The organism is uncultured Treponema sp. (assembly GCF_934725225.1).
Lineage (GTDB): Bacteria > Spirochaetota > Spirochaetia > Treponematales > Treponemataceae > Treponema_D.
In genome coordinates this window covers 273,987-300,491 of record NZ_CAKVAM010000002.1, presented here as the reverse complement: position 1 = coordinate 300,491, position 26,505 = coordinate 273,987, and the positions used below count along the sequence as shown (strand labels likewise).

Genomic DNA, 26,505 nt, shown 5'->3' with positions numbered 1-26,505 from the left:
TTTGCTAATTTATTGAAAGCGGTTTGTTTGCCATTTTGCGTGAAATTTCAGCAGCACGCTCACTAGGCATTAAAGAAAGCCAATATGCGACTGTAGAAGATTCACCAGAAGCTGCGGCAATCTCATCGGCGCGGCGCAGAACATCAATTACGTCCTGATCGTCCATTTCAACAAGAATTCCAACTGCGCTTTTTGGCGGCATACCGTTCAAATTAGCAACAATTTGCTCGATGTTTACACTTCTATCATCGTACTTTTTTACTAAATTATTAAATGTTTTTTCACGTTCAGCCTGAGTTTTTTCTTTGTCTTCAAGTTCCTGCGCAACCTGGGCATTCGCATCCTCGCGCTCTTTCACTTCCGCTTCTCTTTTTGCAAGCTCCTGAGAACGAATGTCAAGCGCCTCAAGTCTTTTTGCAAAACGGTCATTGTCAAGGTCAGCCTCAACAAGTTCCTTTGAAGATGAAGCAGAGACAGAAGTCTGCGGAGAAAGCCCGGCTAATTTAAACAAAGGCGCAAAAGCTCTCTTAGCCTGAATTATTCCCAGATAGTCAAACCAAAGAAGTCCGAACAAAACAAGAACTACAATAAGAATGATGAGGAGAATTGATTTTCCTAAAACTTTAGCGTTTGACATATATTGCTCCAGTTGATTATCGGACTTTTTTTAGAAAAACCTAAGAAAAACCACGCCCAAAAGAAACAGGGAAAACTTTAAAAGCTTTCCCCTTGAATTTAATTAAAGAAGACCACCAATCGCAGTGCCAAGAGTAATGTCGTTTTCACGGCTGATTACATCAAAGTAAAGTCCGCGTTCCTTTACAAGAATTTCTTCAAGATAACCAAGAACACGCTGGCGAACTTTATAAGTTTTAAAGAATGAAGTTCCGTTGCAAAGAATGCACACAGGCTTGTCGGCAGTCTTACCTTCCCCGCTCTTTATTACGCAGGCAGACAAAATTGCGGCGGCCATTCTAGCGCAACGTTCTACAAGAGCGTCAAGCAGCTGGAACAAAACATCGTAGTCATCTTCCTTGGCGCATTCAGCCATAATTGAGCCGAGTTTTGAATTTGTTGAATACGGAGCATGAAGGAACGAATCCATTTCAATTTGAGTAAGAGAATCAAGCTTGGAAAGTTTTTCGGAAAGTTTTTCTGTAAAAAGATTTTCCTTGCCGGCAGTTGTTACGGCTTCAAACGCAATCGGTCCCATATACGCGCCTGAGCAAAGTTTTTCCATAATGCCGATTCCAGGCTTTTCGCTTTTTTTGTCAAATGAAATATCAAAGTCGCTTCTTGCAACCTTGTCGAATTTTCCAGACTCGCAGTTTATAATCTGTGTCTTTAAATTTTTGTATTCCAGGCTTGCAGTCTGAATATATGCGGAATTCATTCCAGTTCCAAGAATAAATCCAACGTAAGAAGAATATTTCATTCCTTCATCAGGGTCGGCAGCTCCAGCAAGCAGGGCGGAAACTGTGTCGTTCAGCATTGAAACATGAAGCTTGTTTTTCCAGCCGTGTTCCTTCAACGCCTTTTCAAGTTCTTTTCCGATGTGGGAGCCTTCAACTTCAGGAGCTTTTACTTCCTTTGTAAAGTTGATAAGAACGCCGTCTCCGTCTTCCTGAATGTCAACTGGATAAGAAAAGCAGAATCCAATGCTAGAAGACTTGTCCTTTAAATGCTCAAGGTTTGCTGCAATCTGGTCAAAGAATTCTTTTTTAGAAAGCTCGCGGTCAACGCCAGGCATTCTTGTTTTTTCCATAAAATCAATTGAAGGATTTCCGTTTGAATCAAAAGTTACAAGGCAAGAACGGAAATTTGTTCCGCCGGCATCAATTACAATGACACTTTTTCCAGCTGTAGCCTGAGACGGAGGATTCGCATAAGTTCTAATCATATCCTCGCCAGATGGACGGCCGCTCAAACCTTCATTCATATCAAAAAGCATGGCTTCAACAACTGAATTAATGTCCTGATGGATGCTGAAATTGTGTCTGCCCAAAAAGGCTGCAACTTTCCGGTTCATAAACGAACTCCTTATAAACTTGAAATTAAAAAGATTGCTACTATTATAAATATAAAACTAAGAATTATCAATCTGATTTATATGTTCAAAATGGAAATTATCGTATATAATCTATAAAAGAATAAGAAAATAGCAGAGAGGTATTTATGAAATTTGCAAATTCATACAAATTTAAGTTCTTGGTATTTATATCTTTTTTTATAGTTCTTATTTCAGTTATTACCACGATAATAGCGATGATAAACATAAAATCAACAGCATTCAATGTTTTTTCATCACAAGGAGAATCCTTAGTAAAACGCGCGCTATACAAAATAGATGCAGACCGTTTTTCAGAGCTTGCAGAAAAACTTGACGAATCACATCCGTACTATACAGAACTATATAAAGAACTTAGAATCATAAAATCGCAGACGCAGTGCAAATTTCTTTACACAATGATTCCAAGCGGCGGAAACAATTTCACTTATATTGTAGACGGAAGCACAACTCCTTTTGACGATGAAAATTTTTCTCCAATCGGAACTGTTGAAGACTTGACAAGTTACGGCGACTATCCACACATTGTGCTGAATGAAAAAGAAATCATAATTTCAGATTTCAGAGAGCAAGATGAATGGGGTTGGATGATAACAGCTTATGCGCCAATTATAAAGGACAATAAAGCAATCGGATTTGTTGCCTGCGATTTTGAAGCTGCTTCAATAATAAAATCTATAAAACAAAGCCAAACAACAATGACCGTTACCTGCCTGGTACTTTTAGTCATCTGCATTGTTTTTTCATATATGTGGATTTCTTCATTTTTTACAAAGCTTTTTACAATTTCATATAGAATGGACGAAATCGCCAGCGGAGAAAGTGATCTTACAGCGCGTGTTTTGGAATACAAAGAAAAGGAAATTGCTGAAATTTCCAGGGCCTGCAATAAAATAATTGAAAAGCTCCAGAAAATGATTATCTCTGAAAAAACAGCAGTTTCAAAGTTAAGCGAAAATTCAAATGTGCTTTTAAGCCAGACTCACGAAACAACAAGCCTAATTGAAACGGAAGGTCAATTAATAGAAGACATTTACTCAAAGGCAAAGGAACAGACTGAAAAAACTCAGGAAGCAAACGGAACGATTGATGACGTTGTAACTTCTGTAATTGAGCTTGATGAAAAAGCAAAAAATCAGCACGTGGCAATTCAAAATTCCACAGACGCCGTTAGCCAGATTACAAAAAATATAGAAGAAATCAATGAAAAAATTTCTGGAATCAACAGCGAATACGAAAATATCGTTCAAAAATCCAACGACGGAAAGCAATGCCAGTCCGAAGTCGCAAAGAAAATTGAAGCGATTCAGGAACTTGCGACTAAGCTTTTTGAAGCGAACAAAGTAATTTCTGAAATTTCTGCGCAGACAAATTTGCTTGCCATGAACGCGGCAATTGAAGCGGCGCACGCAGGAGAAGCAGGAAAAGGATTCAGCGTAGTTGCAAATGAAATCAGAACACTTGCCACAAATTCCGCATCGCAGACAAAATCAATAAAAGAACTTGTTGAAAATATAGAGTCGGCTGTGGAGCAAATGGTTTCTGCTTCCACAAATTCCACAAAATCATTTGACGCGCTGGAATCAAGCATAAAAAGCATGAACACTTCAATTCAAAGCGTTTGCGAAAAAATGAACGAGCAGAATTCAGAGTCAAGCAAAATCCAAAGCATGATGCAAATTCTTCATGAAGAGTCCGATGCGATTTCTGTTTCGTCCGGGCAGCTCAAAATAAAAAATTCGCTTCTTGAAGAGCAGGTTTCAATTTTGCAGGAAAAAGCTTCGGAAATTCTTGACAGCTCAAGCACCGCTTCTGAAAATATTGACAAGATGAAAAATTTTGCCGGCAAAGTAAATTCACATTCAGAAGAAAATCTTGAGCTTTCTGAATCTGTAAAGAAAATTGTTGACAGCTACAAAACTGAATAAAAAAAGCTAGTTAGTCAGAAAATTGAATTTGTCATTATCGGGCTTGACCCGATAATCCATAAAAAAATTACAGCAGATTGCCGTGTCAAGCACGGCAATGACAATTATCAATTAGTTAAAAAAGGAATAAAAATGTCTCTTGAAAATGATTTAAAGGACAAACTCAATCCAGAGCAATACAAAGCTGTGTCTACAATTGAAGGACCGATTTTAATAATTGCAGGCGCAGGCTCTGGAAAAACCCGCGTAATCACTTACAGAATCGCAAATATGCTTGAAAAAGGAATTCCGCAAAGCCAGATTCTCGCGCTAACTTTTACAAACAAAGCTGCGAAGGAAATGGAAGAGCGCATAAAGGAACTGACCGGCAAAAAACTGAACAATCTTACAGTCAGCACTTTTCACGCATTCGGAGTGCGAATTTTAAGGCAGGAAATTACAAAGCTTGGCTACCGGGAAAATTTTTCAATTTATGACGAAACCGACAAAAAGGCTCTTATAAAAGAAAGCGGTCGCGAACTGAAATTTTCAGCGGACGCAATGGATCTTTACAAAATAAGCACGTTGTTCAGCGATATAAAAACCGGACGCAAAAACTGGAATTCCGAAAGCGATATGTACAGAAGCCTTTACGAAGAATACCAGTCCAGCCTTAAGCTTTTTAATTCAGTTGATTTTGACGACTTGATTGTGCTTCCGATAAAACTTTTTAAAGAGAACCCGGAAATCTTGGAAGCATACCGAAACAGGTTCCGCTACATAATGGTTGACGAATTTCAGGACACAAGCCATCAGCAGTACGAAATGATGCATCTTCTTGCAAACAAAAATATCGCAGTCGTTGGCGATGATGACCAAAGCATTTACAGCTGGCGCGGCGCAGATTTTCAGAATATAATCAATTTTGAAAAAGATTTTCCTGATGTTACTGAAATAAGGCTTGAGCAGAATTACCGTTCAACTGGAACAATTTTGGCGGCGGCAAACGGAGTTATAAAACACAACACAAACCGCAAAGACAAGGAGCTTTGGAGCGGAAATGGAAACGGAAAACCAATCGAACTTTATTCGCCGGAAAACGAAGCCGCGGAAGCTGACTTTATCGCAGAAGGAATTCTTGGAATCAGCGTAGACGAAAAACGCAACTATGACGACTTTGGAGTTTTAATCCGGGCAAACACACAGAGCCGCGCAATCGAAGAAGCGTTTCTTGAAAACAACATTCCATACACAATGAGCGGCGGCACAAGTTTTTTTGAGCGGAAGGAAATAAAAGACATAATCAGCTATCTGCGCGTAATTGCAAACCATGACGACGACATAAATCTTTTGCGCATAATAAACACGCCGCGTCGTGGAATCGGAAAAGCTGCAATCGAATCAATAAACAAAGTTGCTTCCACAATGAATTTTTCTCTGTGGGAATCCATTCAGGCGATTTTGTCATCTTCGGAAGAGGAATGTCCTGTAAGTGAAAAAACAAAAGCGGATCTTGAAACTTTTTCAAATATAATAGAAAATTCCAAAAGCATGCTTTCCGGAAAAGGACTTGCAAAAAAAGTTCGCGCTTTAGTTGATGAAATAAATTATTTTGACTACTTGATTTCAGAAAATCCAAAAAGTGAAAAATCCGCAAGATTCAAATACATGAACATTGAAAGCTTAATCAAAAGCATGGAGCAATGGGAAAACAATCCGAACTATGACGACACAAGTCTTTACGCATATTTAAACAGAATCACTTTGATTTCAAGAGATGATATGGGCGACGAGCAGGACAAAGGCAAAGTGAATTTAATGACAATCCACGCAAGCAAGGGCTTGGAATTTCCAGTTGTATTTATTGCCGGAGCGGAAGAAGGTCTTATGCCTCACGCCCACGCTGTAGAAGAAGGCGGAGATGCGGCAGTCGAAGAAGAGCGGCGGCTTTTTTACGTTGCAGTTACAAGAGCAAGAGACAGGCTTTTGATTTCCTCATGTTCACACAGAAGAAAAATGACTTCCACAGTTGAATGCGAGCCAAGCCGCTTCCTTGATGAAATTCCAAAAAATCTTGTTGAATATCACGAGCCTTCAAAAGAAGTGGATGCAGAAACAGCCCACGAGCTTTTGCAAAACATGCTGAAGAACATGGCAAAACCAAGAGTTCCAAAGATTTAAAAGTTTCAGGCAAGATTGATATTTGCAAATGCAAAGTTCTTGTGTTATAATGAAAAAATGAGAACAATTTTATCGAGAACACTTTTTACTATTTTAACGGCAGTATATACACTGGCATTTTTTTCCTGCGCAACTTCACCTAAGAATTCGGAATTTCTGAAAGTTGAAGACAAGCAGACTCCGCCGCCAATGATGACAGAGCTTCCTGTTATTGAATATTCTGGAATCGGAATAAAATACGAAGTTGAATCCATGCTGCTTCATCATTTTCTTGTTGTTCAGGATAAAGATGCAAGCGGACAGTTTGCGGCACGGCTTCTTGATGAGGCAGCAACTGCAAAACTCAAGGTAAAGTTTCCGGCTGGAACTTACGAATGCCTTATAAAGGAAAAAGCCACAGATTCCGACCACAGCGCGTTTTATGTTTATATTGACAACACGCCTTTCCGCGTTTATCCAAGCAATCCGCCGTTAGGAACTTGGGAGCTTACAACAAGAGCGCCAATCTATTTTACAATTGACGAGCCGCGCACAATTCTTATTACAATTCAGGCAAATTCAGAGCAAAAAACTGGAGATGTCGGAATGAATTTAGACTTCATACAGTTTGTAAAAAGACAGTAAGCAATATTTTTACGCATAAAGAAAGCCTCGTTTTCACGAGGCTTTTCTTTTCATTTTATCTTGACTTGTAATTAGCGTCTATCCATTTTGTGTATTCGCCGCTAAGAATGTGGTCAACCCATTCTGTATTTTTTAAATACCAGTCAACAGTCGCATTCAAGCCTTCCTCAAAAGTCATTTTGCGCTGCCAGCCAAGCTCAGTTTTTATTTTTGTGCAGTCAATAGCATAACGCTTGTCATGCCCAGGGCGGTCTTTTACATAAGTGATTGTCTTTTCAATTTCAGAAACAGGTTTTCCGAGTTTTTCAGAGGCAAGCTCAATCACTTTATGAAGCAGCTTTATATTCTGCCACTCATTTTCTCCGCCGATATTATATTTCTGGCCAGTGCGTCCTTTGTTTACAATAAGCCAAACTGCGCGGTTGTGGTCTTCAACATAAATCCAGTCGCGGATATTGTCGCCCTTGCCATAAACAGGAAGAGGCTTTTCGTCGCGGATATTGCTAATCATAAGTGGCAGAAGTTTTTCCGGGAACTGATAAGGTCCGTAATTGTTTGTGCAGTTGCTTAAAGTAAGCGGCAAGCCGTAAGTATGGAAATATGCCATTGCAATATGGTCGGAACTTGCCTTGCTAGAAGAATATGGAGAGCGCGGATCATAAGGAGTTGTTTCTGTAAAATATCCAGTTTCGCCAAGAGAACCGTAAACTTCATCAGTTGAAATATGATGAAAAAGAACATCGTCTCTGAATGTTCCGTCCGGCTTTTTCCAAAAATTGCGGGCAGCATCCAAAAGGGTGAATGTTCCCATAACATTTGTTTTTATAAAAGTTTCAGGTCCTAGAATAGAACGGTCAACATGGCTTTCCGCGGCAAAATGAATAATTGTATCAATGTCATACTGCTTTAAAATGCGCTCAATTTCTGAACGGTCGCAAATGTCCACTTTTTCAAAGAAGTAACGCTTTCCGCCGAATTTTTCTTCAACATCTTTTAAAGACTCAAGATTTCCGGCATAAGTAAGGCAGTCAACATTCACAACGTTTCCGCTGAAATCCGCATCGTTAAAAAGATTTCCGTTCGCTGAAGAAAGTCCAAACAAATAGTGAATAAAATTCGAGCCAATAAAGCCAGCTCCGCCAGTTACAAGAATATTTTTTAGTTTGCGCATTTTATTTTCCCTGCCATTTTCCATTTAAATCAAAATAATCCGCATCAAAAGAGAATGACGGATGCTTCTTGTCTTTTTCACTTAAAAGCGGAATCTGTTCAGCCCCAACAGATTTCCAGTCGATTCCAATTGAAGAATCATTCCACATCAAGCCGCCTTCATCTTCCGGATGATAAAAGTCCGTGCATTTGTAAGCAAAAACCGCCGAATCAGAAATCACATAAAATCCGTGGGCAAAGCCTTCTGGAATGTAAAACTGATTTTGCTTTTCGCTGTCAAGGACAACTCCGTAATATTTTCCAAATGTAGCAGAACCTTTGCGCAAATCCACGGCGACATCAAAAACTTTTCCTTGCAACGAGCGCACAAGTTTTCCCTGCGGATGCTTTGTCTGAAAGTGCAGTCCGCGCAAAACGCCTTTTGAAGAAGACGACTGATTGTCCTGCACAAATTTCATTTTTAGTCCAGCATCAAAAAAATCTTTTTCACTGTAAGTTTCCAAAAAATATCCGCGGCTGTCTCCAAAAACTTTCGGCTGAATTTCATAAAGTCCTGAAAATTCTATTCCGTCGGAAGAAACGCATTTTTTAAATTCGAACATCAGTTTGCTCCTGCGATATATTCAAGATAACGGCCGTATTCAGTTTTGTAGCCTGAAGCAAGAGACAAAAGCTCTTCTTTTGAAATCCATCCGTTGCGGAATGCGATTTCTTCAATGCAGCTTACATACATTCCCTGGCGCTTTTGAATTGTTGCAATAAAATTGCTTGCTTCCAAAAGTCCGTCGTAAGTTCCTGTATCAAGCCAAGCCATTCCGCGTCCAAGCAGTTCAACAGAAAGCTGTCCTCTTGAAAGGAATTCGTTGTTTACAGAAGTTATTTCAATTTCTCCGCGGGCAGAAGGCTTTACATCAGCGGCGATTTTTACAACATCATTTGAATAAAAGTAAAGTCCCGGAACTGCATAGTTTGATTTTGGAACAGAAGGTTTTTCTTCAATTCCAAGAACTTTTCCAGATTTATCGAATTCAACAACTCCGTAGGCAGAAGGCTCTTTTACATAATAGCCGAAAATCACACTGCCCTTTCCAGACTCAACAGTTTCTTTTGCGCGTTTTAAAGTTGAAGTAAAAGACTGTCCGTAAAAAATGTTGTCGCCAAGAACCAACGCAACGCTGTCATCCGCGATAAAATCTTTTCCGATGATAAAAGCGTCAGCAAGTCCGCGCGGCTTTTCCTGAATCTTATATTCAAATTTCATTCCGAGCCAGCTTCCGTCTCCAAAAAGTTCTTTAAATAAAGGCAAATCTCTTGGAGTTGAAATTATAAGAACTTCTTTTATTCCCGCAAGCATAAGGCAACTTAACGGATAATAAACCATCGGCTTGTCATACAACGGAAGAATTTGCTTTGAAACAGCTTTTGTAATTGGATAAAGCCTAGTTCCAGAACCGCCTGCTAAAATAATTCCTTTCATATCTCAATCCTTGATTTTTTTAGCATGACTTTTTGAATTTCAAAAAGTCATGCTTATAAATTTATTTTCCTTCATCCCATGCTTTTTTTATAAGATTTGAAGCATAAGGGTCTGTCTTTATATTTGCCACAGCATTCAGCAAAAATGATATAAATACAAATACAAAGAACGATGCAAACACAGCAATTATAAATTTCATTGCGCGGCCCGCAGGATCTGTAATTACAAATGCATCATCCAAAGATTTTACAAACTCATCATGCTTTGTCTTAAAAGATTTTATATCAGATGAAATATCTGCATAATTCACGGAAGCGGAAGCGGAAGCGGAAGCGGAAGCGGAAGCGGAAGCGGAAGCGGAAGCTTTTTTTTCAGACAATCCCATCTCACCATATTTTTCAAGAATCCTATCCGCATTATCTTCCAAAGTGTCAATTTCCGGCATTAAATCAGTTTCAATATAATCAGATGTCATTTTTGCTATTTTCTTAATGAAATCATCAGCAAATTCCTTTTTTTCAACAGAAATCTTTAAAATAACAGCAATTGTATCAACAATAGGAGAAGTTTTTACTACAAACTTTTCTTTATCAATAGCATCTTGAATCTGCTTATTATAAGCGCTAACAGAAGAAGCCTTTTTTTCATCAGCAAAAATTGAAAATTCCCGTTGTACATCCGCAAGCACTCTAACATCCTTCATATAATTTATTGCAGTCCATAAAATGCTATAATTATTAACAGAAGGCAGAACGCTGGCAGGCAAACGTTCTGTTTTTAACAAATATGAAACTGTAAGCGTTTTTTTATTCAGCGAAGGAACAAATTTCGGCAGGACAAAAAGCCATGTAAAAACGATAAGCGCAACAGAAAGTGTTCCTATAACTACAAGTTTTCTATAGCGGATAAGAACCGCAAACAAATCAATCAAAGAAATTTCATCTTCATTATTATTTTCGTACTGTTCAGTCATAAATCTATTATATTATTTATTATTTCAAAAATCAACAACAATTCACTTTTAGTCAGTCAAACCACTTTTGGGAATTCCAACACGGTTCAACGGCCAGAATCTAAAGCAAGCTTTTCCAAGCATACGGCTTCTGTTTACATATTGAGGAGAGAGGCTTGTATAGTAAGTTACAGACATTGAATCCATTTTCGAAACTGAAACTAAAGTCTGCTCGTAGCTATGGCGCATATCAAGAGAATTGTAGCGGTTGTCTCCCATCATAAAATAGCAGTTTTCAGGAATGTACTGAGCGTTTCCATTCGCATCATTTGCAGGGAAAACAGGAAGATTTCTTAAATCCATTTCAAGAATGTAAAGGCAAAGTTCTTGAGCCGCCTTAAGATATTCCATTCGCACAGAATCAGACTGCCATTTTGAAACTGGAATTTCAGAAGCCAGGAGGCTTGCATTTCTTACAAGAATCCTGCCGAATAAAAGCTTTGCCATTACATTGAGTCTGAAACTTGATTCCGCATACGCATCGCTTCCAACCATTTGCAAAGAAATATTATTTTCACGGTGCCAGCTGTTCAGGAACGAGTCAACCCAATCGGAGCCGCCTTTTACAGTCAAAAGCGAAATCGTTTCGTTATTTATATTTGAAAACAAATTGTAGACAAACAAGTCCCGAGCTGAAAAAATCTCTTCAATAGATTTGCCCGAATTTTCTTTTGGACGCGCATAACGAGCAAATTCCTTGGAAAGTTTTTCGCATTCAGCTTTTGCGCTGTTCAAGTCAAGAGTTCTGCGCTGCTCTTCAATCTTCAAAGTCGATTCAGCCTGAGCTTCGGAGAGAGGAATTGCCTGAATTTTTGATTTTATCTTTGAAGAAAGCGGATTCAAATTCCAAGCAGCCCAAGAAGAATCCTGCACTACAGGCTTAAATTCCTGATTATCTTTTGTACGCGAATAAAGAGCTCCATCAAGCATATAAATTTGTTCGCCCGGAACTGCGGTTACACGCTTTACAAGAGGGTCGGCTTTTATTTCGCCATGCTCGTCAGTGTTCGTCTTTAAAAGTGTAAGGCTGCACATATAAATAAACTGGCTGAAAAAAGTTTTCACTTCATTTTCGCGGTCGCTTCCGTAATGCGGATTTCTAAAAACAACAATGTCGCCTCTTTTATATTTTTGAAGATAAGGGAAACCTGCATTGCTAAGCGGAAACTTCGGACCGGCAAGAGATTTAAAAACAACAACCCTGTCTTTTACAAGGAAAGTCGGAACCATGCTTTCTGACGGAATTTCGTAAAGCTGAAAAATAAAAATATTCAAAAGCATGATTGTAAAGACAGCCTGGAAAAGCGCGTCAATCCATTCAAGAATTTCAACAGCAACACGCTTTATTCCCTTTGGCTTTTTGTAAGGATTCGCCTTTAAAAATTCAGCCCAGCCGGAATCAAGAGACGCAATCCGTTTTTCAGCAAGAAAATACTGCGCCAAAAGTGCAAGAACAAGAATCACAATCCAAGCAAAAGCACACAAAAAATCAAAGGCAGCAGAAAATCCAAATTTTCCAGAACGCTGAATAACAAAAGCTGTTATAAAAACAAAAGGCTCGTACTGAAAAACACGGCGCACAGAATTCAAGTGGCGCACTGATTTATTTTTTACAAGCTCAACGTATGAAGCAAAATAAAGAAGAACAGTAAATCCTGCGGAAATAGGAAAAGCCACGGCGGAAATGTCCAAATGCATATAAAGACATAGAACAGAAAAAATTGCCGCACAAATTAAATTCAGTTTTATAATCAACGAAAAATTTTTCATGCAGATATTCTATCACAAAACAAAATCCGTTGCCACAAATTTACTGCATGAAAAATTTTCATCGCCATTCCCCTGCAAATTCATTGTCTTGTTTCATAGGGATTACCGGGTCAAGCCCGATAATGACAGCATGGGATTAATAATGGCATTCCTTTTATTTTTCGTACTTTTTCAAGGCCTCTTCTTTTTCGTGGATTTTTTCTTTAAGCTCATTTATTGAAGAAAGTTTTTCAGAAACAACGAGAGAATCTTTTGAAATTGAAATTCCGTCTTCCGCAAGCTGATCCGCAACAGCCTGTCCAAGCTCCTGATATTTTTTTTCAAGACGGTTTTTCAGCTGAACAATATCAATTTTGTTAACGGACTTGTCGCCAAATTCGCTTATTGCAGAACCAGCAGTTTTCAAACCTTTCTTAGAAGCTTCAACTCCTTTGTCAAGATACTGCTTTAGAGTTTTTGCAAACAACTTTTTACCAGAAGAATTTTCTTCCGCTTTTTTTTCTTCATTGATTTCTTCTGACATTTTTCGCCTCCGCTTTATTTTCAGTTTCTTCTATTGTAATTGCCATTCTCCATATTCGTCAATAAGTTCAGTCTTAAAACTAGGCATCGGATGCCAGGAAATTGCAAAAGTTATATACGGATGATAGTCATAAGTTTTTGCGCCGCTTCCGTTTGTAACAAGGCGAGGCTTGAACGAAATTGAGCCTGTCATGTCCCAGTCGTGCAGATTCCTTGTAATGCTGACTTTTAAAGTCTTGAGCTTGAATCCAGAAGAACGCCTGTTAAGCTGGCTTGAATCGTAAAACTGACCGTCGCCCCAGAAAGCAAAAGAATTCCACAAATCAGCAAACATATTTTCTTCGCCGGAAATAACATTGTCGTATTTTGTGAATCTCTGGAAATATCTGAAAATAACATTGTTTTGAGTTTCCGCGCTGAATGAAAGTTCAAACGCGTCATGGATTTTAAAAGTCAAAGACGGAACAAATCTAAAATAGCTGTTTGTAGGACGCACGCAGTCATAGACAATTCCGGCTGTAAGAGAAGGCGCCCAAGTAATCCGATTTTTCCAGTACCTGAAAGTTTTCCCGGAAGTTGAATACGCAAGGCTCAAAGTGTAAGGAACAAAATTCTTGTCTTCTTTTGCAACCCAGCCTTCGCTTGAATCAAAATCGTAGCAAGTCGTGTACTGCATTATGTACGACAGCTGAAAATCCTTCCAAGAAAAAGAAAGCTTCATTGAGTCCGAACGTTTTTCTTCCATTTCATAATTGAATGATTCTGAAAACAAAAGTTTTCCGTTGAAAAATTTCAGCGTGGCGGACTGCTTAAAAGGATTCCAAACAAAATTATCGGTGTCTTCATTTTCCTGCTTTATTCCGACTTCCGCGGAAAGGCTCGCATAAGGAAAAGAAAACGCGGCGTTGAAAGTGTACTCGTCAAGCTGCGGCGGAAGATTTGAAGTCAATGTGAGCGACTGCGAAAAATCATCGGTTTCTTTTGCGGCAAGTTTTGCGCTCACGGTATGGGAAGTTACAGTTTCTTCATCGGTGAGTTTCATAACTGCGTATTCCCATTCAGGTTTTTCTGCATCTCCAATAAATTCTGTCTTTATAAGTTTTATAGAAGATTTCCAAGCAATGCTAGAATCCTTGAACACATCAGAATAAGCAAACGGCTTTATAGAAAAATTATTGTCATTTACCAAATCCATTTTTTTAGCTTTGTAATCCGAAAGCTTTACAGAATTTTTTGAAGACTCGGAAGTGTAGCCGTCAAGGTTCGGGTGGCTTTGGTAAACAGGATTGAAAGTAAAATCATTTTTTGAATACACGAACGGATTTCTAAATCCCAGCTCGCTTGAAATTGTAGCAGGAACTTTTATCTGATAATAAGTTGAATAAAAATTTCCCCATTTAAAATCAGAAGGCTCAAGCAACTCGGAAGAATTGTAGTTGACTTGAGATGTAAACTGCGGAACTATCGAGTAGCCAAGTTTGTATTCAACTCCCTTTACATCAACAATATTTTCTTTTGGTTTTGGCGCAAGTTCCTGTATAGAAAATGCAAGCGCATCTTTTTCTTTCTCGGATTTTTTTTGCGCCTCATCTTTTGTTTCTGAATTTTCTGAATCGGTTTCTTTTTCTTTTTGCTTTGGACTTTTTAAGTCTTCTGGAATTTCAAGTTCGATTGGAAAAGATGGCGAATCAAATTTCTCGTAATTTTTTTCAAACGGATATTTAAAAATAGTTCCTTCGATTTTTGCCGCGATTTTAAAAGGAACAACTTGCGACGGATAAAAAAACGAACGCTCCGGGCTGTAAGTGCGCCAGTCAGTTGCGGCAGAAGAAAAATCAGAATCAGTTCTGGACTTTGAATTAAATGAAATATCCGCCGACAAATTTGTAATGGACAAAGTTGAAATAAACGGCTTTACAAAATCAGGCAGCGGAACAGAATAAGAAGCGTTTGCTGTCCATTCAAATGAAGAAGTCTGCGAAGAAGTATCTTCCGTGTCGTTGTCATCAGTTTTTGTCTGGCCCAAAAGAAAATTTATCCAGTCAAGATATTCAGACCTTTTTTCAAAATCTTCCGTAAAAAACGGATCACTATAAACCGGCATGGAAAGGCTCAATGAAAACGGCTTTTTTATGGAAGCGCTTAACTTGCCGCTATAACGAAACGGAGCTTCAACTCCAAGAAAATTAGACTTGTCTTTTTCAATTTTTCCAGCTGAAGAATAAGGAGTATATTTTCCGCCTGAATAAAAAACTGTATTTGTAAACGCAAGCTGCGCTCCGGCTTCAATTGAAGAAATGTAGTCCGAAGAAGACGGCTTGTAAACTCCAGAAAGTCCAGTGGCAAATCCCATATTCGCATAGTAGTCCGCCATGAACTTTAAATAGCTTGAAGCGTCTCCTTTAAAATCTTCATCCAAATTGTGCAGAACAAGTCCTTCCCTCTTTTGCTCCTTTAAAGTTGAAGGACGCATAAAGTTGAAAATTCCTGCCGCAAGATTGTCATCAGAAGAAGTGTCGGCTTCTTGCAAAGGTTTTCTTCCAAGCAAATAAGTTGTAGTCTGAAAATAATAGCCGAACCGTTCGTCATATCCAAACGCTGGGTTAAACAAAAGCTCGTCCTTTGGATAATAAAAAGCCGGAAGATACAAAACCGGAAATTTTCCAACGTAGACAACCGCATTCAAAAACGCAAACTCGCCGCCGGGAAGAAGCCAAATTCTTGAAGCCTTCACTTTCCAATGAGGATCTTCGTCATCGCAAAAAGTAAGGGCGGCATTTTTAAATGCAACAGAGCCGGAAGAATCCCTGCCGAAAATTTCAGAAGCGACAATCATCGTTGAGCCGGACGGAAGATTTAAAGAGCCGTTTCCTGCATTGAAAATTCTTCCGTTGTCAAAAACACCTTCCAAAGTGCTTGTGTTCAATAAAACGGTTGAAGCAGAAATATCCTGCTCGTCTCCGCTTGCGCCGGATTTTAAAATGCGCACATTTCCTTTTGCATAAAGCATTTGTGTTGAACGATTAAAAGTTACATCGTCAGCTTTTATTTCTGTCTTTGATTTTTCTTTTTCAACAGAAAGCCTTACGTTTCCAGAAAGGTGAATTTCATCTTCGCTTGTATTTTCATTTTTTTTGTATTCTGAATAGTTTGCGCTTATGATTGTTACAACTGTAACTTCGCTTTGAGAAAACGCAGGCTTCAGCAAAAAAAACAAAGCAAGCAAAAAAAGAGCAAATCTTTTTCCGAAAGATGAAAGACAAAAAAACATTTTTTACAAAAGCCTGTCTCTTTCTTTTTCACGTTCAAGAAGCTGGGAAACATATTTTCCTGTGTAGCTTTCTTTTGACTTTGCAACTTCTTCTGGAGTTCCCGTCGCAATAACAGAACCGCCTCCGCTTCCGCCTTCAGGACCAAGGTCAATCAAATAATCCGCCTGGCAAATAACGTCAAGATTATGCTCAATCATCACAACAGAATTTCCTTTGTCAACAAGTTTTTGAATAACGCTCATAAGCTGCTTTATGTCAACAAAGTGAAGTCCCGTGGTCGGCTCATCCAAAATGTACAAAGTTTTTCCAGTTGAAGGGCGCGAAAGTTCAGATGCAAGCTTTACACGCTGAGCTTCACCTCCGCTCAAAGTAAGTGCGTTTTGCCCAAGCTGAATATATCCAAGCCCCACGCTTTTTAAAGTTTCAAGTTTTCTTGCAATATGCGGAATTCCAGCAAAGAAATCAGCGGCTTCTTCAATTGTCATGTCAAGAACATCGCTTATGGATTTTCCCTTGTAAAGAATGTCCAAAGTTTCCTGATTGAATCTTTTTCCGTGGCAGACATCGCATGGAATAAAAACGTCAGGAAGAAAATTCATTTCGATTGTCAAAGTTCCGGCGCCTTGGCAAGCCTCGCATCTTCCGCCTTTTACATTGAAAGAAAAACGTCCGCTCTTGTAGCCTTTTGCCTTTGCTTCTGGAATGCTTGCGTAAAGCTCGCGGATTTTGTCGAACACGCCGATGTAAGTTACAGGATTGCTCCGCGGAGTTCTTCCAATCGGGCTTTGGTCTATGCTGATTACTTTGTCGATATTTTCCAAGCCTGAAATTTTTTTGTAAGAACCAACAGGAAGCTCGCTTTTCATAATTTTATTGCTGATTGCAGGAAACAAAACATCATTCAGCAAAGTTGATTTTCCGCTGCCAGAAACTCCAGTTATGCAAGTAAAAGTTCCAAGCGGAATTTCAACACTCACATTTTTCAAGTTGTGCTCTGTAACATTTTGAATTTTTATAAAGTTTCCGTTTCCAGTTCTTCTTTGCTTTGGAATTTCCATTCTGATTTTTCCAGCAAGATACTGACCTGTGAGGCTTTCTGGAATTTTCATAACTTCCTGCGGAGTTCCTGCCGCCATGATTTTTCCGCCGTGAACGCCAGCACCCGGTCCAATGTCAACAAGATAATCCGCGGTAAGCAAAGTTTGCTCGTCATGCTCAACAACAATTACCGTGTTGCCAAGATTTCTAAGATATAAAAGAGAATCAATGAGCCGCTGATTGTCCCGCTGGTGCAAGCCGATTGAAGGCTCGTCCAAAATATACATAACCCCGGTAAGCCCAGAGCCAATCTGAGTTGAAAGCCTTATGCGCTGCGCCTCGCCTCCGCTTAAAGTTGCAGCCGAACGTTGAAGCGTAAGATATTCAAGCCCAACATTTTTCAAGAACGAAAGACGCGATTTTATTTCCTTTAAAATTTGCGCGGAAATCTTTTTTTCTGTTTCCGAAAGCTCTAATTTTTCAAAGAAGTCTATGGTTTCTGTAACAGAAAATTCGGTCAAGTCCCAGATATTTTTTCCGCCGACAGTAACGCCAAGAGATTCCGGGCGAAGACGTTTTCCGTGGCAGGATGCGCACTCTTTATGCGACATGAATTTTTCAAGAGATTCCCTTGCGTTTTCTCCCCAAGCTTCATTGTAGCGGCGGCGCAAATCACCAAAGATTCCAAGCCACGGACGGTTGTAAGAACTTGTTCCCTCGCCGCTTTGCTTTTTGTAAACCCACTTTATGTTTTTCTGCGCATCTCCGTTCCACAAAAAATCACTTTGTTTTTTTGTAAGGTCTTTGAGCGGAGTTTCAAGAGTAAAGCCCGCTTCATTTGCAACAGCCTCGAACATCGCATGGTTCCAGGAACTTTCCGGGTTGTAAGCCTGAATTCCGTACTCATTGAATGAAAGGGAAGAATCCGGCGCAATCAAATTTTTGTCGTATTCCATTTTTTCGCCAAGACCAGTGCAGTCCGGGCAGGCTCCAAACGGATTGTTAAAAGAGAACATTCTAGGCTGAAGCTCTGGAATGGAAATTCCGCAGTCCGGGCAAGCATTTTTCTGCGAAAAGAAAACTTCCTCTTCTATAAAATCCGCGGCGGAATCAACTGATTTTCCTTTTGCAGAAAGTTCATGCACAACAGTTTCATAAGCTTCGTCGGTTTTATTAACGCGGCGCAAAACAATTATAACGCCGTTTGAACTTTGAAGCGCGGTTTCAACTGAATCGGCAAGACGCTTTCTAATTTCAGGCTTTAAAACTATGCGGTCAACAACGATTTCAATTGTGTGCTTTTTCTGCTTGTCAAGTTTTATGGAATCCTCAAGCTCCACCATAAGACCGTCAATTCTGGCGCGCGCAAAGCCGGATTTTTTTGCGTCGTCAATCACTTTCTGATGCTCGCCTTTTTTTCCGCGGATAACAGGAGAAAGAATTGTAAGCTTAGTTCCCTGCGACCAAGAAAGAATTGTTTCTATAATCTGGTCAACCGACTGCTCCTTGATTTCCCTGCCGCAATTCGGACAGTGGGCTTTTCCGATTCTTGCATACAAAAGCCGGTAATAATCGTAAATTTCAGTTACAGTTCCCACAGTTGAACGCGGATTTTTGTGAGTTGTCTTTTGCTCAATTGAAATCGCAGGAGAAAGCCCCGTAATCAAATCTACATCCGGCTTGTCCATTCTTCCAAGAAACTGCCTTGCATAAGAAGAAAGGCTTTCCATATATCTGCGCTGACCTTCAGCAAAAAGAGTGTCAAATGCAAGTGATGATTTTCCGCTGCCAGAAAGTCCGCTTATGGCAACAAGTTTATTGCGCGGAATTTCAACACTGATATTCTTTAAGTTATGCTCGCGCGCACCTTGAATTACAATTTTGTCATCGTTGAATGCGTTCATAGTGTATTATTATAGAAGAAAAGCAGACAAATGAAAATGCCTGCAAAAAATGAAACCAAAGTTAATAGACTCAATTTTGAGTTTTGATAAAAACATTTTCTTAACTGTCATTCCAGTGCTAACAAGTTTGTCATTGCCGTGCTTGACACGGCAATCTACTGTATTTCAACAGATTATCGGGTCAAGCCCGATAATGACAGTAAAATATAAAACTCAATATTCGACCTAATATTCGGCTCTTGTAATGTTCTTTAGCCACTTCTTGCTTTTATAGAATGAGAACACCCAAGGCCATTTTACAAATTCGTCCAGGCACATAAAAAAGTAAACCCAGACAACAGGAAGCTTGAACACAAAAGCTGTAAGAATTCCGGCAACAACTCCGTAGCCCCACATATCAATTGTGTCGCAGATAAGACCGAATTTTGTGCATCCGCCCGCACGGAAAATTCCTGCAATGAGCGTTGTATTAACAGCAGTTCCCATAATATAGTAGACATTTATAAAAAGCATCTGCTTTAAATAGTGCATTGCCAAAGTTGAAAGCGAAGCGTACTTTAGAACAAACGGAATTGAAGCGAACACCAAAAGTCCGCCTAAAACGCCTGCGATAACCGTAATCTTAAGAAATTCCTTTGCGCCTTTTTCCGCCTCGTCAATCTTGTCCGCGCCAATCAAGTTTCCAACAATAATTCCGCCGACCGCAGCAACCGCATAGCAGAACACAGTGGCAAAATTACGCACAACGCACACAATTGAATTCGCCGCAACAACATCAGAGCCAAGCCGTCCCATAATCGCAACGTATACAGAAAACGCGGCTCCCCAGGAAACATCATTCAGCAAAGCAGGCAAAGACATCTTGAAAAAATCCTTGGCAAGAGAGCGACTTCTTATAAACATATAGGAAAACTTAAGCTTTATGTCCTTGCTTCTAGCTGAAACAATAAAGCAGCCTGCAACGCAAACAGCCTGAGAAATGCAAGTGGCGAGAGCAACTCCGCGGATTCCCATTTTTTCAATTCCGAAAAATCCGAAGATAAAAACCGCATTAAGAATGATGTTCAGGAAAAATCCCACGCCGTTAAAGAAAGTCGCAATCGAAACACGACCCGCGCTCCTAAGCATGGAAAAATAAACGTTAGAAACCGCCCACAAAAGATAAAACACCCAGATTATGCGAAGATATTCCGAGCCTTCCGCAATCAAAACCGAGTCTGGCGTATAAACACGCATAAGTTTTTCCGGGAACAAGGACGCTCCAACAGAAAAAGCAATGGCAACTGCAAGAGAACATTTAAGCGCAATTCCTTCAATTGCCTCAAGAGCCTTAAAATCCTTTTTTCCAAAATACTGAGCCGCAAGAAGAATAGAGCCGGAACTTATGCCGGAATAAAACATAAAGACAAGTCCTGAATATTGGGTTGCAAGCGAGCCTGCCGCAATAGCGTCCTGCCCTACACTGTTCAGCATGATAACATCCACGGAACTCATCATCGCGGCAAATATATTTTGAAGGATAACCGGAAGCAGCATTTTAAGCGAATCTTTGTAAAACTGTTTGTTCATAATTTTCTCCATTTTACGTCATTATCGGACTTGATACGATAATCAGAAGCATATATATCACTTGTTACAATATAATGCAAGATATAACCAACAGATTGAGCAACAAAACGCAAAATTGAAAAGGAGATTACCCAATCAAGCTGGATAATGACAGAAAAAGTTAGATAACAGTAATGACAAATAAAAGTTTGATAATAAAAGAGAAAAATATGACAATGGCAATGAAAAAAAATAAGGAATATCCAAAAAGTATCTTTATGTCATTATCGGGCTTGACCCGATAATCTTATTCAGAACTTATTAGACATCCCTATAGTAAAACTTTTAGATTAGTCTGCAAACAACGGAGTTGAAAGGTAGCGGTCTCCAGAGTCTGGAAGAAGAGCCACAATAACTTTTCCTTTGTTTTCTGGACGCTGGGCAAGAATTTTTGCAGCCTTTAAAGCCGCTCCACTTGAAATTCCAACAAGAATTCCTTCTGAACGCGCAAAAGCCTTTCCTTCAGCAAAAGCATCGTCATTTTCTATGGCAATAATTTCATCGTAAATCTTTGTGTCGAGCGTTTCTGGAACAAATCCTGCGCCGATTCCCTGAATTTTATGAGAGCCGGCAGTTCCTTTTGAAAGAACCGGGCTTGAAGCAGGCTCAACGGCAACAACTTTTACAGCCGGATTCTTTGACTTTAAGAACTCTCCTACGCCGGAAACTGTTCCGCCAGTGCCTACGCCAGCAACAAAAATGTCAACTTTTCCGTCTGTCTGACTCCAGATTTCAGGACCTGTAGTTTCGCGGTGGGCTTTAGGGTTAGCCGGATTTACAAACTGACCGAGAATAACAGAGCCGGGAATTGACTTTTGAAGCTCTTCCGCCTTTGCAATCGCGCCTTTCATTCCTTTTGCGCCTTCTGTAAGAACAAGCTCCGCACCGTAAGCCTTTAAAAGATTGCGGCGTTCAACGCTCATTGTCTCTGGTAGAGTCAAAATTGCTTTGTAGCCTTTTGCAGCGGCAACAGCAGCAAGTCCGATTCCTGTGTTTCCAGAAGTAGGTTCAATTATAGAAGCTCCGGGCTTTAAAATGCCTTTTTTTTCTGCATCTTCAATCATTGCAAGCGCGATTCTGTCTTTTACGCTTCCGGCCGGATTCAGATATTCCAGTTTTGCAAGCAAGGTTGCGTTTTCAATGCCGCTAGCCTTTGAGTAATTGTTGAGCTTTAGAATCGGTGTGTTTCCAATCAGTTCTACTACGCTTTCCTTAATGTCTGCCATATCCGGCCTCCTGATAGTTTATATTCCTACTTAAAATATAGGTTTTATGCGGTTATACTAGCTTTTATTTCCTATCAAGTCAATAGGGTTTTGTGATTTATTATTATTTTTATATATTTCTATGTCATTCCTGTTCCCCGACACAGGAATCTGTTGCAATGTCATTGTCGTACTTGATACGACAACCTCTAAAGGAGAGTCCCCGATTAAGTCAGAGAATGACAAAAACGGTGCCTTACCTAGACATATTTTATTCTTAGACGCTCAGTAGAATCTTTTTGTACGCAAAACATTTTGGTATTGTACGCCCAGCATTTTATTTTTGTACGGTCAGAATTATCTTTTTCTACGCTCAGCATTTTACTTTTGTACGCAGAACATTTTGATTTTGTACGCTCAGTAGAATCTTTTTGTACGCAAAATATTCTGCTAATGGACGATTAGGATAATATTTTTGTACGCAAAGATTAATAAAATCTGCTTATATTACCCAGTCGCTTACACTTTCAGGCTTTAGAAGGTCGGAAATTTTTACGCTGTATAGATAGTTTGAAATTATAGTGTCTAGTTTTTCCCACATGGGGAGCGTCTTGCATTCAGCAGAACGAGGACAAGCTTCCGCATTTTCTTCAAGGCAGGTTACAGGGGCTAAAGTTCCTTCCGTGAGCTTTAGGATTTCTCCAACGGAATATTCGTCAGCGTCTTTTGTAAGTCTGTAGCCGCCTTTTTTTCCGCGCAAGCCTTCAACAAAGCCCGCCTTAACCAAAAGAGCCACAATGCTTTCAAGGTATTTTAGCGACACATCCTGATTTTCAGCAATGATATTTAATGGAACAAACTCGCCTTTTCCGTGCGAACAAAGCTCTATTATAACACGAAGCGCATAACGCCCTCTTGTTGAAATCAGCATAAACCGTAACCTCTTTTTATTTTCCTATCTTATCACAAGGATTATTAAGTTTCAATGCGATTTTTTGAAACTTAACGGCGCGGAATGTGTCTAACAAGGCATGGAAAACGGAATTAACACAGTCTCTGTATATGGAGATTCAATTTTAAAGGGCGCGGTTACAGGAACAGGAAGCGGACACCTTTTTGACATAACAAAGAATGACAGCCTTTCACTTGCAGCCGCAAAATTAGGATTCAAGCTGAACAACCAGAGCGTATTCGGAAACATAATCACCAAAAGCTACAAACGTTTTTTGCGCGATGTTGAGCGGAATGCGCTTGGCGACCTTGCAATAATAGAATCCGGCGGAAACGACTGCGACTATGACTGGGCGCAAATATGCTCCGGGGAAAACACAAATCCGCGTGTTGGCATAGATGAATTCATTGCAACAATAGACACAATGGTAAGCACTTGCCGACAAAACGGAACAACGCCGCTCATTATGACAATGCCGCCTCTTGTTCCAGACAGATGGCTTTTGCATATTTGCCGCGGATACGACGAGCAAAAAGTAAAGGAGTTTGTAAACTCTGACATTATGACGCTGTACCAGAATCACGAAACGTACAATGCGCATCTTGTAAAATACAGTTTTCAAAACAATGTTCAGATTGTGGACATGAGGCTTGCGTTTCTTGAGTCCAAAAAAGACAAGGAGCTTATGTGCCAAGACGGAATCCACCCGAACGAAGACGGCTACAAGTTCATGGCGGAAATCTGGGAAAAAGAGCTTCCAAAAGTCAAAAACGAGTTTCCAAAATAGTGAAATTTAAGTTTTTTGTTAATTTTAGGCAATAATTGTTCATTTTCTTGACTTTTTGAAATTGTTGCTTTATCATTTATAAAACTAAAAGGAGAAACAAAAGCTTCATGGCTCTGTTTTTCTGAAAAACTTTGGAGGCTCTTATGTTTAAGGGTAAATTGGCTGCTGCAGTAGCTGTTGTATCATTGGCACTTGCTTCTAGCGCATTTGCAACAAAAGTTGGACCTGGTCTTGGTTATGTTATTCTTGGTAACCAGAGCGGACCTGCTATGGACTTGCTTGCTGCTACAACAAACGGATTCTGTTTCTCACAGGGATTCGCTATTACATTCGGAACATCTGGATACGATGGCGGACTCCTCGGAATGGAAGAGACAGACAAGTTCATCACAGACAACATGGATGCACTTGCAACAGACATCGCTATGGGCGAAGGCGAATATGTTGACACACTCTCTGCAATGCTCAACGTTTCTGACAGCGTAGCTTTCAAAGCTGCTCTTCAGGCAAACTTTGACAACATTTTCTCTTCTTCAGACGTATCTGCAGCTGAAGTAAGCGGAAAGATTTACTCACTTGTTGGCTAAGTTGGACATTTCGTCTAAAAGAACAGGGTACGGCCGCAAAGTCGTACCCTGTTTGTTTTTACTTGCAGCTTCATTTTTCCTGCCAGTATTTGCAGATGAAGACAGCCCCGCAAAAAACACTGCGGACGCTGTAGACTTTTCAGGAAAACTAGAAGCAATTTCAAAGCTTGCTCCAACCGATCCAGCTCCCGGCTACGAAAAAAAAGCGCAGGAAGTTGTAGACAAGGCATTTTCTTTGGAGCTTTACAAAGCACCTTACTGGAAAACACTTTTGCATTACAAGCCTTCTCTTTTTCACAGAAATAAAAGCCTTGTGGATGACCCGATGTTTTTTTGCGCAAAAAAAGGCAAGACAAATCCAAAGGCGGAGCTTGAAGCCACGATAAAAGCGTTTTTCTCGCCTGCCCCGGGCAAAGACGAGCGGCACGCAATAGAGCGTTTCCCAGGCAGATTCAAATGGATTTGCGACGAGCTGAATCTTTCAAAAGAAGATTTTCCTTACGACGGCGACGCGTATTATCAGGCAGTTGTGCAAAAAGTAAATCCCGGAGATGTTTACCTTATATTTCCGGCAGGCTTTCTTAAAAATCCAGCTTCAGTATTCGGACACACATTTCTTCTTGTAGAATCAAAAGGACAGTCACGCCTTCTTGCCAATTCCATAAACTATGGAGCTGTAACAAATGTAAGCGGCGGTGTAGTATATGCATTTCTTGGTCTTGTAGGTGGATTCCGCGGATATTTTGCATTTGGACCTTACTATGAAAAAATCAAGGAATATGCCAACATGGACATGCGCGATATGTGGGAATACCGCCTGAATTTTTCAGAAGAAGAAAAAGAAAGAATGCTGCGCCATGTTTTTGACCTTTCTGGAATATACTCAAACTATTTCTTTGTAAGCGAAAACTGCTCGTACAACCTGCTGTTTCTTGTTGAGGCGGCAAAACCAGAAACGAATATTACAAACGTTCTAAGCGGCGTTGTAGAGCCAATCGAAACTGTAAAAACCATCTGCGAAATGGGACTTACAGACAAGGCTGAATACAGACCTTCCGTGTACTCAAAGCTAGAATTCCAAAAAACACAGCTTACACACAAGCAGAATAAATATGTAAAAGATGTTTGCCGCGGAAAAAAGACAACACAGGATTTTCCGTTCAGCGATTTGCCAAAGGAAAAACAGGCGGAAATTTGGGAGCAAGCATCTGATTATCTTACTTCACTTTTAAATAGCGGAAAAATTTCATCGGATGAATATAGACCTCGTTTTGTTGCAGTTCTTTCGGAGCGTAGAAAACTCGGCAAGATAGAATCCAGCACAAAAATAACAGAACCTCCTCATCCAGAAAAAGCGCACGGCTCTAAAAAGATTGCCATTCACGGCGGAAAAGATATAGAAGGCGCGTACACTGGCTTAGAATTCCGTCTTACAGCCCACGAGCAGCTTGAAAGCCCGGCAGGATACGCTTCAAACTCTGAACTTGTGTTCGGCGAAATTGATTTAAGAGTGCATCCGCAGGAAACCGACTTCTACTTAAAGAAAGCACTGATTGCCTCGGTAATCTCTCTACCGGTTTCTGATTTGTACTTTTTTAATAGAGCGATAAACATTGTAATGGGGGTTGACTCGAACCCGAACGAGGAAAAGGAAGAAGATTTGGCTTTCAGGCTAAAATCGATGTTCGGAACAAGCATAAAGCCGGCTTCTTGGATTCAGCCGTATTTTCTTGCAGGATTCGACCTTTATTTTTCTCCGAAATACGAGCGCGACCATCTTTATGCTGATCCGCTTCTTGGCGCGGAGCTTGGATTTATCACAACGGCAGGAATCTGGAAGAATAAGATTGCGGCAAGCGCGCTTCAGTCTCCGTTTGACAAAGACCATTTAAGAATTCAGGCAAGCGTAAACGAAGGTTTAAATCTTGCCCAGAACATTTCGCTCAAAGGCGGCTACTCTTTCAACATGGACTGGGGCGAGCATTGGCACGAGTTCACGGTTTCATTTAACGCGTACTTTTAGAGATTGTTCTATGACAAGTATGGCAATGTTTGCATAGCAAACTTGGTTATCAATCTATTGTAATTTTTAAATGGATTCCCGTGTCAAGCACGGGAATGACACAAAATCAAAAAGCAAGCAGGGAATTTTGCGATAGCGTCATTATCCGGCTTGACCGGATAATCCCCTGAATGCCATTTTTTCTATTCCTCGTATTTTAAAATGTCTCCGGGCTGGCAATGAAGTATGCGGCACAAGGCTTCAAGTGTGGAAAAACGCACTGCCGTTACTCTGTTGTTTTTTATCTTGGAAAGGTTAACGTTTGTAATTCCGACTTTTTCAGCAAGCTCATTCAATGAAATCTTGCGCTCAACCATTACGCGGTCAAGATGCAACACAATATTTCCCATAATACTCCG

General features: G+C 40.0%; 20 protein-coding genes. 6 read left to right on the top strand and 14 right to left on the bottom strand.

All coding sequences use genetic code 11. The annotated features are described in order from the left end of the window. Nucleotides 1-4: 4 nt before the first annotated feature. Nucleotides 5-637 (bottom strand): flagellar protein FlbB, encoded by a 633-nt coding sequence (locus Q0H92_RS04195; RefSeq protein ID WP_296012273.1) that lies wholly within the window; start codon nucleotides 635-637, stop codon nucleotides 5-7. A 102-nt stretch (nucleotides 638-739) separates the two neighbouring features. Further along, complete coding sequence (locus Q0H92_RS04190; protein ID WP_296012272.1) at nucleotides 740-2,029, bottom strand: hexokinase; 1,290 nt, start codon at nucleotides 2,027-2,029, stop codon at nucleotides 740-742. A 146-nt stretch (nucleotides 2,030-2,175) separates the two neighbouring features. Between Q0H92_RS04190 and Q0H92_RS04185 the strand changes: the two genes are divergently transcribed. The 3 genes from Q0H92_RS04185 to Q0H92_RS04175 all read left to right on the top strand — a co-directional run bounded on the left by Q0H92_RS04185 (nucleotide 2,176) and on the right by Q0H92_RS04175 (nucleotide 6,780). Beyond that, a complete protein-coding gene (locus tag Q0H92_RS04185) occupies nucleotides 2,176-3,996 on the top strand; it encodes a methyl-accepting chemotaxis protein (protein WP_296012270.1) in 1,821 nt (606 codons plus the stop codon). A 132-nt stretch (nucleotides 3,997-4,128) separates the two neighbouring features. After that, the gene (locus Q0H92_RS04180; protein WP_296012269.1) at nucleotides 4,129-6,156 is read left to right on the top strand and encodes a UvrD-helicase domain-containing protein; all 2,028 of its coding nucleotides are present in this window, start codon (nucleotides 4,129-4,131) and stop codon (nucleotides 6,154-6,156) included. Between the two features lie 57 nt (nucleotides 6,157-6,213). Further along, nucleotides 6,214-6,780, top strand: a complete 567-nt coding sequence (locus Q0H92_RS04175; RefSeq protein WP_296012267.1) for a hypothetical protein — start codon at nucleotides 6,214-6,216, stop codon at nucleotides 6,778-6,780. A gap of 55 nt (nucleotides 6,781-6,835) precedes the next feature. Here the strand turns inward: Q0H92_RS04175 and rfbB are convergent, their stop codons facing one another. From rfbB to Q0H92_RS04120, 11 genes are all read right to left on the bottom strand, one after another. Further along, nucleotides 6,836-7,951 (bottom strand): dTDP-glucose 4,6-dehydratase, encoded by a 1,116-nt coding sequence (rfbB, locus tag Q0H92_RS04170; protein ID WP_296012534.1) that lies wholly within the window; start codon nucleotides 7,949-7,951, stop codon nucleotides 6,836-6,838. A gap of 1 nt (nucleotide 7,952) precedes the next feature. After that, a complete protein-coding gene (gene rfbC / locus Q0H92_RS04165) occupies nucleotides 7,953-8,552 on the bottom strand; it encodes a dTDP-4-dehydrorhamnose 3,5-epimerase (protein WP_296012266.1) in 600 nt (199 codons plus the stop codon). Then, on the bottom strand, nucleotides 8,552-9,427 hold the full coding sequence (gene rfbA / locus Q0H92_RS04160; RefSeq protein ID WP_296012264.1) for a glucose-1-phosphate thymidylyltransferase RfbA: 876 nt from the start codon (nucleotides 9,425-9,427) through the stop codon (nucleotides 8,552-8,554). Before rfbA ends, rfbC begins: the two co-directional genes overlap by 1 nt. A 61-nt stretch (nucleotides 9,428-9,488) precedes the next feature. Next, the gene (locus tag Q0H92_RS04155; RefSeq protein ID WP_296012263.1) at nucleotides 9,489-10,400 is read right to left on the bottom strand and encodes a hypothetical protein; all 912 of its coding nucleotides are present in this window, start codon (nucleotides 10,398-10,400) and stop codon (nucleotides 9,489-9,491) included. Nucleotides 10,401-10,448: 48 nt separating this feature from the next. Further along, on the bottom strand, nucleotides 10,449-12,209 hold the full coding sequence (gene lepB / locus Q0H92_RS04150; protein ID WP_296012262.1) for a signal peptidase I: 1,761 nt from the start codon (nucleotides 12,207-12,209) through the stop codon (nucleotides 10,449-10,451). A 154-nt stretch (nucleotides 12,210-12,363) separates the two neighbouring features. Then, nucleotides 12,364-12,732, bottom strand: coding sequence for a hypothetical protein (locus tag Q0H92_RS04145; protein WP_296012260.1), 369 nt, complete (start codon nucleotides 12,730-12,732; stop codon nucleotides 12,364-12,366). Nucleotides 12,733-12,762: 30 nt separating this feature from the next. Then, entirely contained in the window at nucleotides 12,763-16,002 is a 3,240-nt protein-coding gene (locus tag Q0H92_RS04140; protein ID WP_296012258.1) for a hypothetical protein, read from the bottom strand. Nucleotides 16,003-16,005: 3 nt separating this feature from the next. Further along, on the bottom strand, nucleotides 16,006-18,945 hold the full coding sequence (gene uvrA, locus Q0H92_RS04135) for an excinuclease ABC subunit UvrA (protein WP_296012256.1): 2,940 nt from the start codon (nucleotides 18,943-18,945) through the stop codon (nucleotides 16,006-16,008). 225 nt (nucleotides 18,946-19,170) lie between these two features. After that, on the bottom strand, nucleotides 19,171-20,514 hold the full coding sequence (locus tag Q0H92_RS04130) for an MATE family efflux transporter (RefSeq protein WP_296012254.1): 1,344 nt from the start codon (nucleotides 20,512-20,514) through the stop codon (nucleotides 19,171-19,173). 329 nt (nucleotides 20,515-20,843) lie between these two features. Further along, a complete protein-coding gene (gene cysK / locus Q0H92_RS04125; RefSeq protein ID WP_296012252.1) occupies nucleotides 20,844-21,779 on the bottom strand; it encodes a cysteine synthase A in 936 nt (311 codons plus the stop codon). 481 nt (nucleotides 21,780-22,260) lie between these two features. Then, nucleotides 22,261-22,689 (bottom strand): Rrf2 family transcriptional regulator, encoded by a 429-nt coding sequence (locus tag Q0H92_RS04120; RefSeq protein ID WP_296012250.1) that lies wholly within the window; start codon nucleotides 22,687-22,689, stop codon nucleotides 22,261-22,263. Between the two features lie 100 nt (nucleotides 22,690-22,789). Between Q0H92_RS04120 and Q0H92_RS04115 the strand changes: the two genes are divergently transcribed. The 3 genes from Q0H92_RS04115 to Q0H92_RS04105 all read left to right on the top strand — a co-directional run bounded on the left by Q0H92_RS04115 (nucleotide 22,790) and on the right by Q0H92_RS04105 (nucleotide 26,107). Then, nucleotides 22,790-23,497 (top strand): SGNH/GDSL hydrolase family protein, encoded by a 708-nt coding sequence (locus Q0H92_RS04115; RefSeq protein WP_296012248.1) that lies wholly within the window; start codon nucleotides 22,790-22,792, stop codon nucleotides 23,495-23,497. A 143-nt stretch (nucleotides 23,498-23,640) separates the two neighbouring features. Then, the gene (locus Q0H92_RS04110) at nucleotides 23,641-24,084 is read left to right on the top strand and encodes a DUF3015 family protein (protein ID WP_296012247.1); all 444 of its coding nucleotides are present in this window, start codon (nucleotides 23,641-23,643) and stop codon (nucleotides 24,082-24,084) included. Between the two features lie 52 nt (nucleotides 24,085-24,136). Next, the gene (locus Q0H92_RS04105; RefSeq protein ID WP_296012245.1) at nucleotides 24,137-26,107 is read left to right on the top strand and encodes a DUF4105 domain-containing protein; all 1,971 of its coding nucleotides are present in this window, start codon (nucleotides 24,137-24,139) and stop codon (nucleotides 26,105-26,107) included. 182 nt (nucleotides 26,108-26,289) lie between these two features. On the opposite strand, the gene Q0H92_RS04100 is transcribed toward Q0H92_RS04105, so the two are convergent. Further along, entirely contained in the window at nucleotides 26,290-26,496 is a 207-nt protein-coding gene (locus tag Q0H92_RS04100; protein WP_296012244.1) for a helix-turn-helix transcriptional regulator, read from the bottom strand. Between the last annotated feature and the right edge of the window lie 9 nt (nucleotides 26,497-26,505).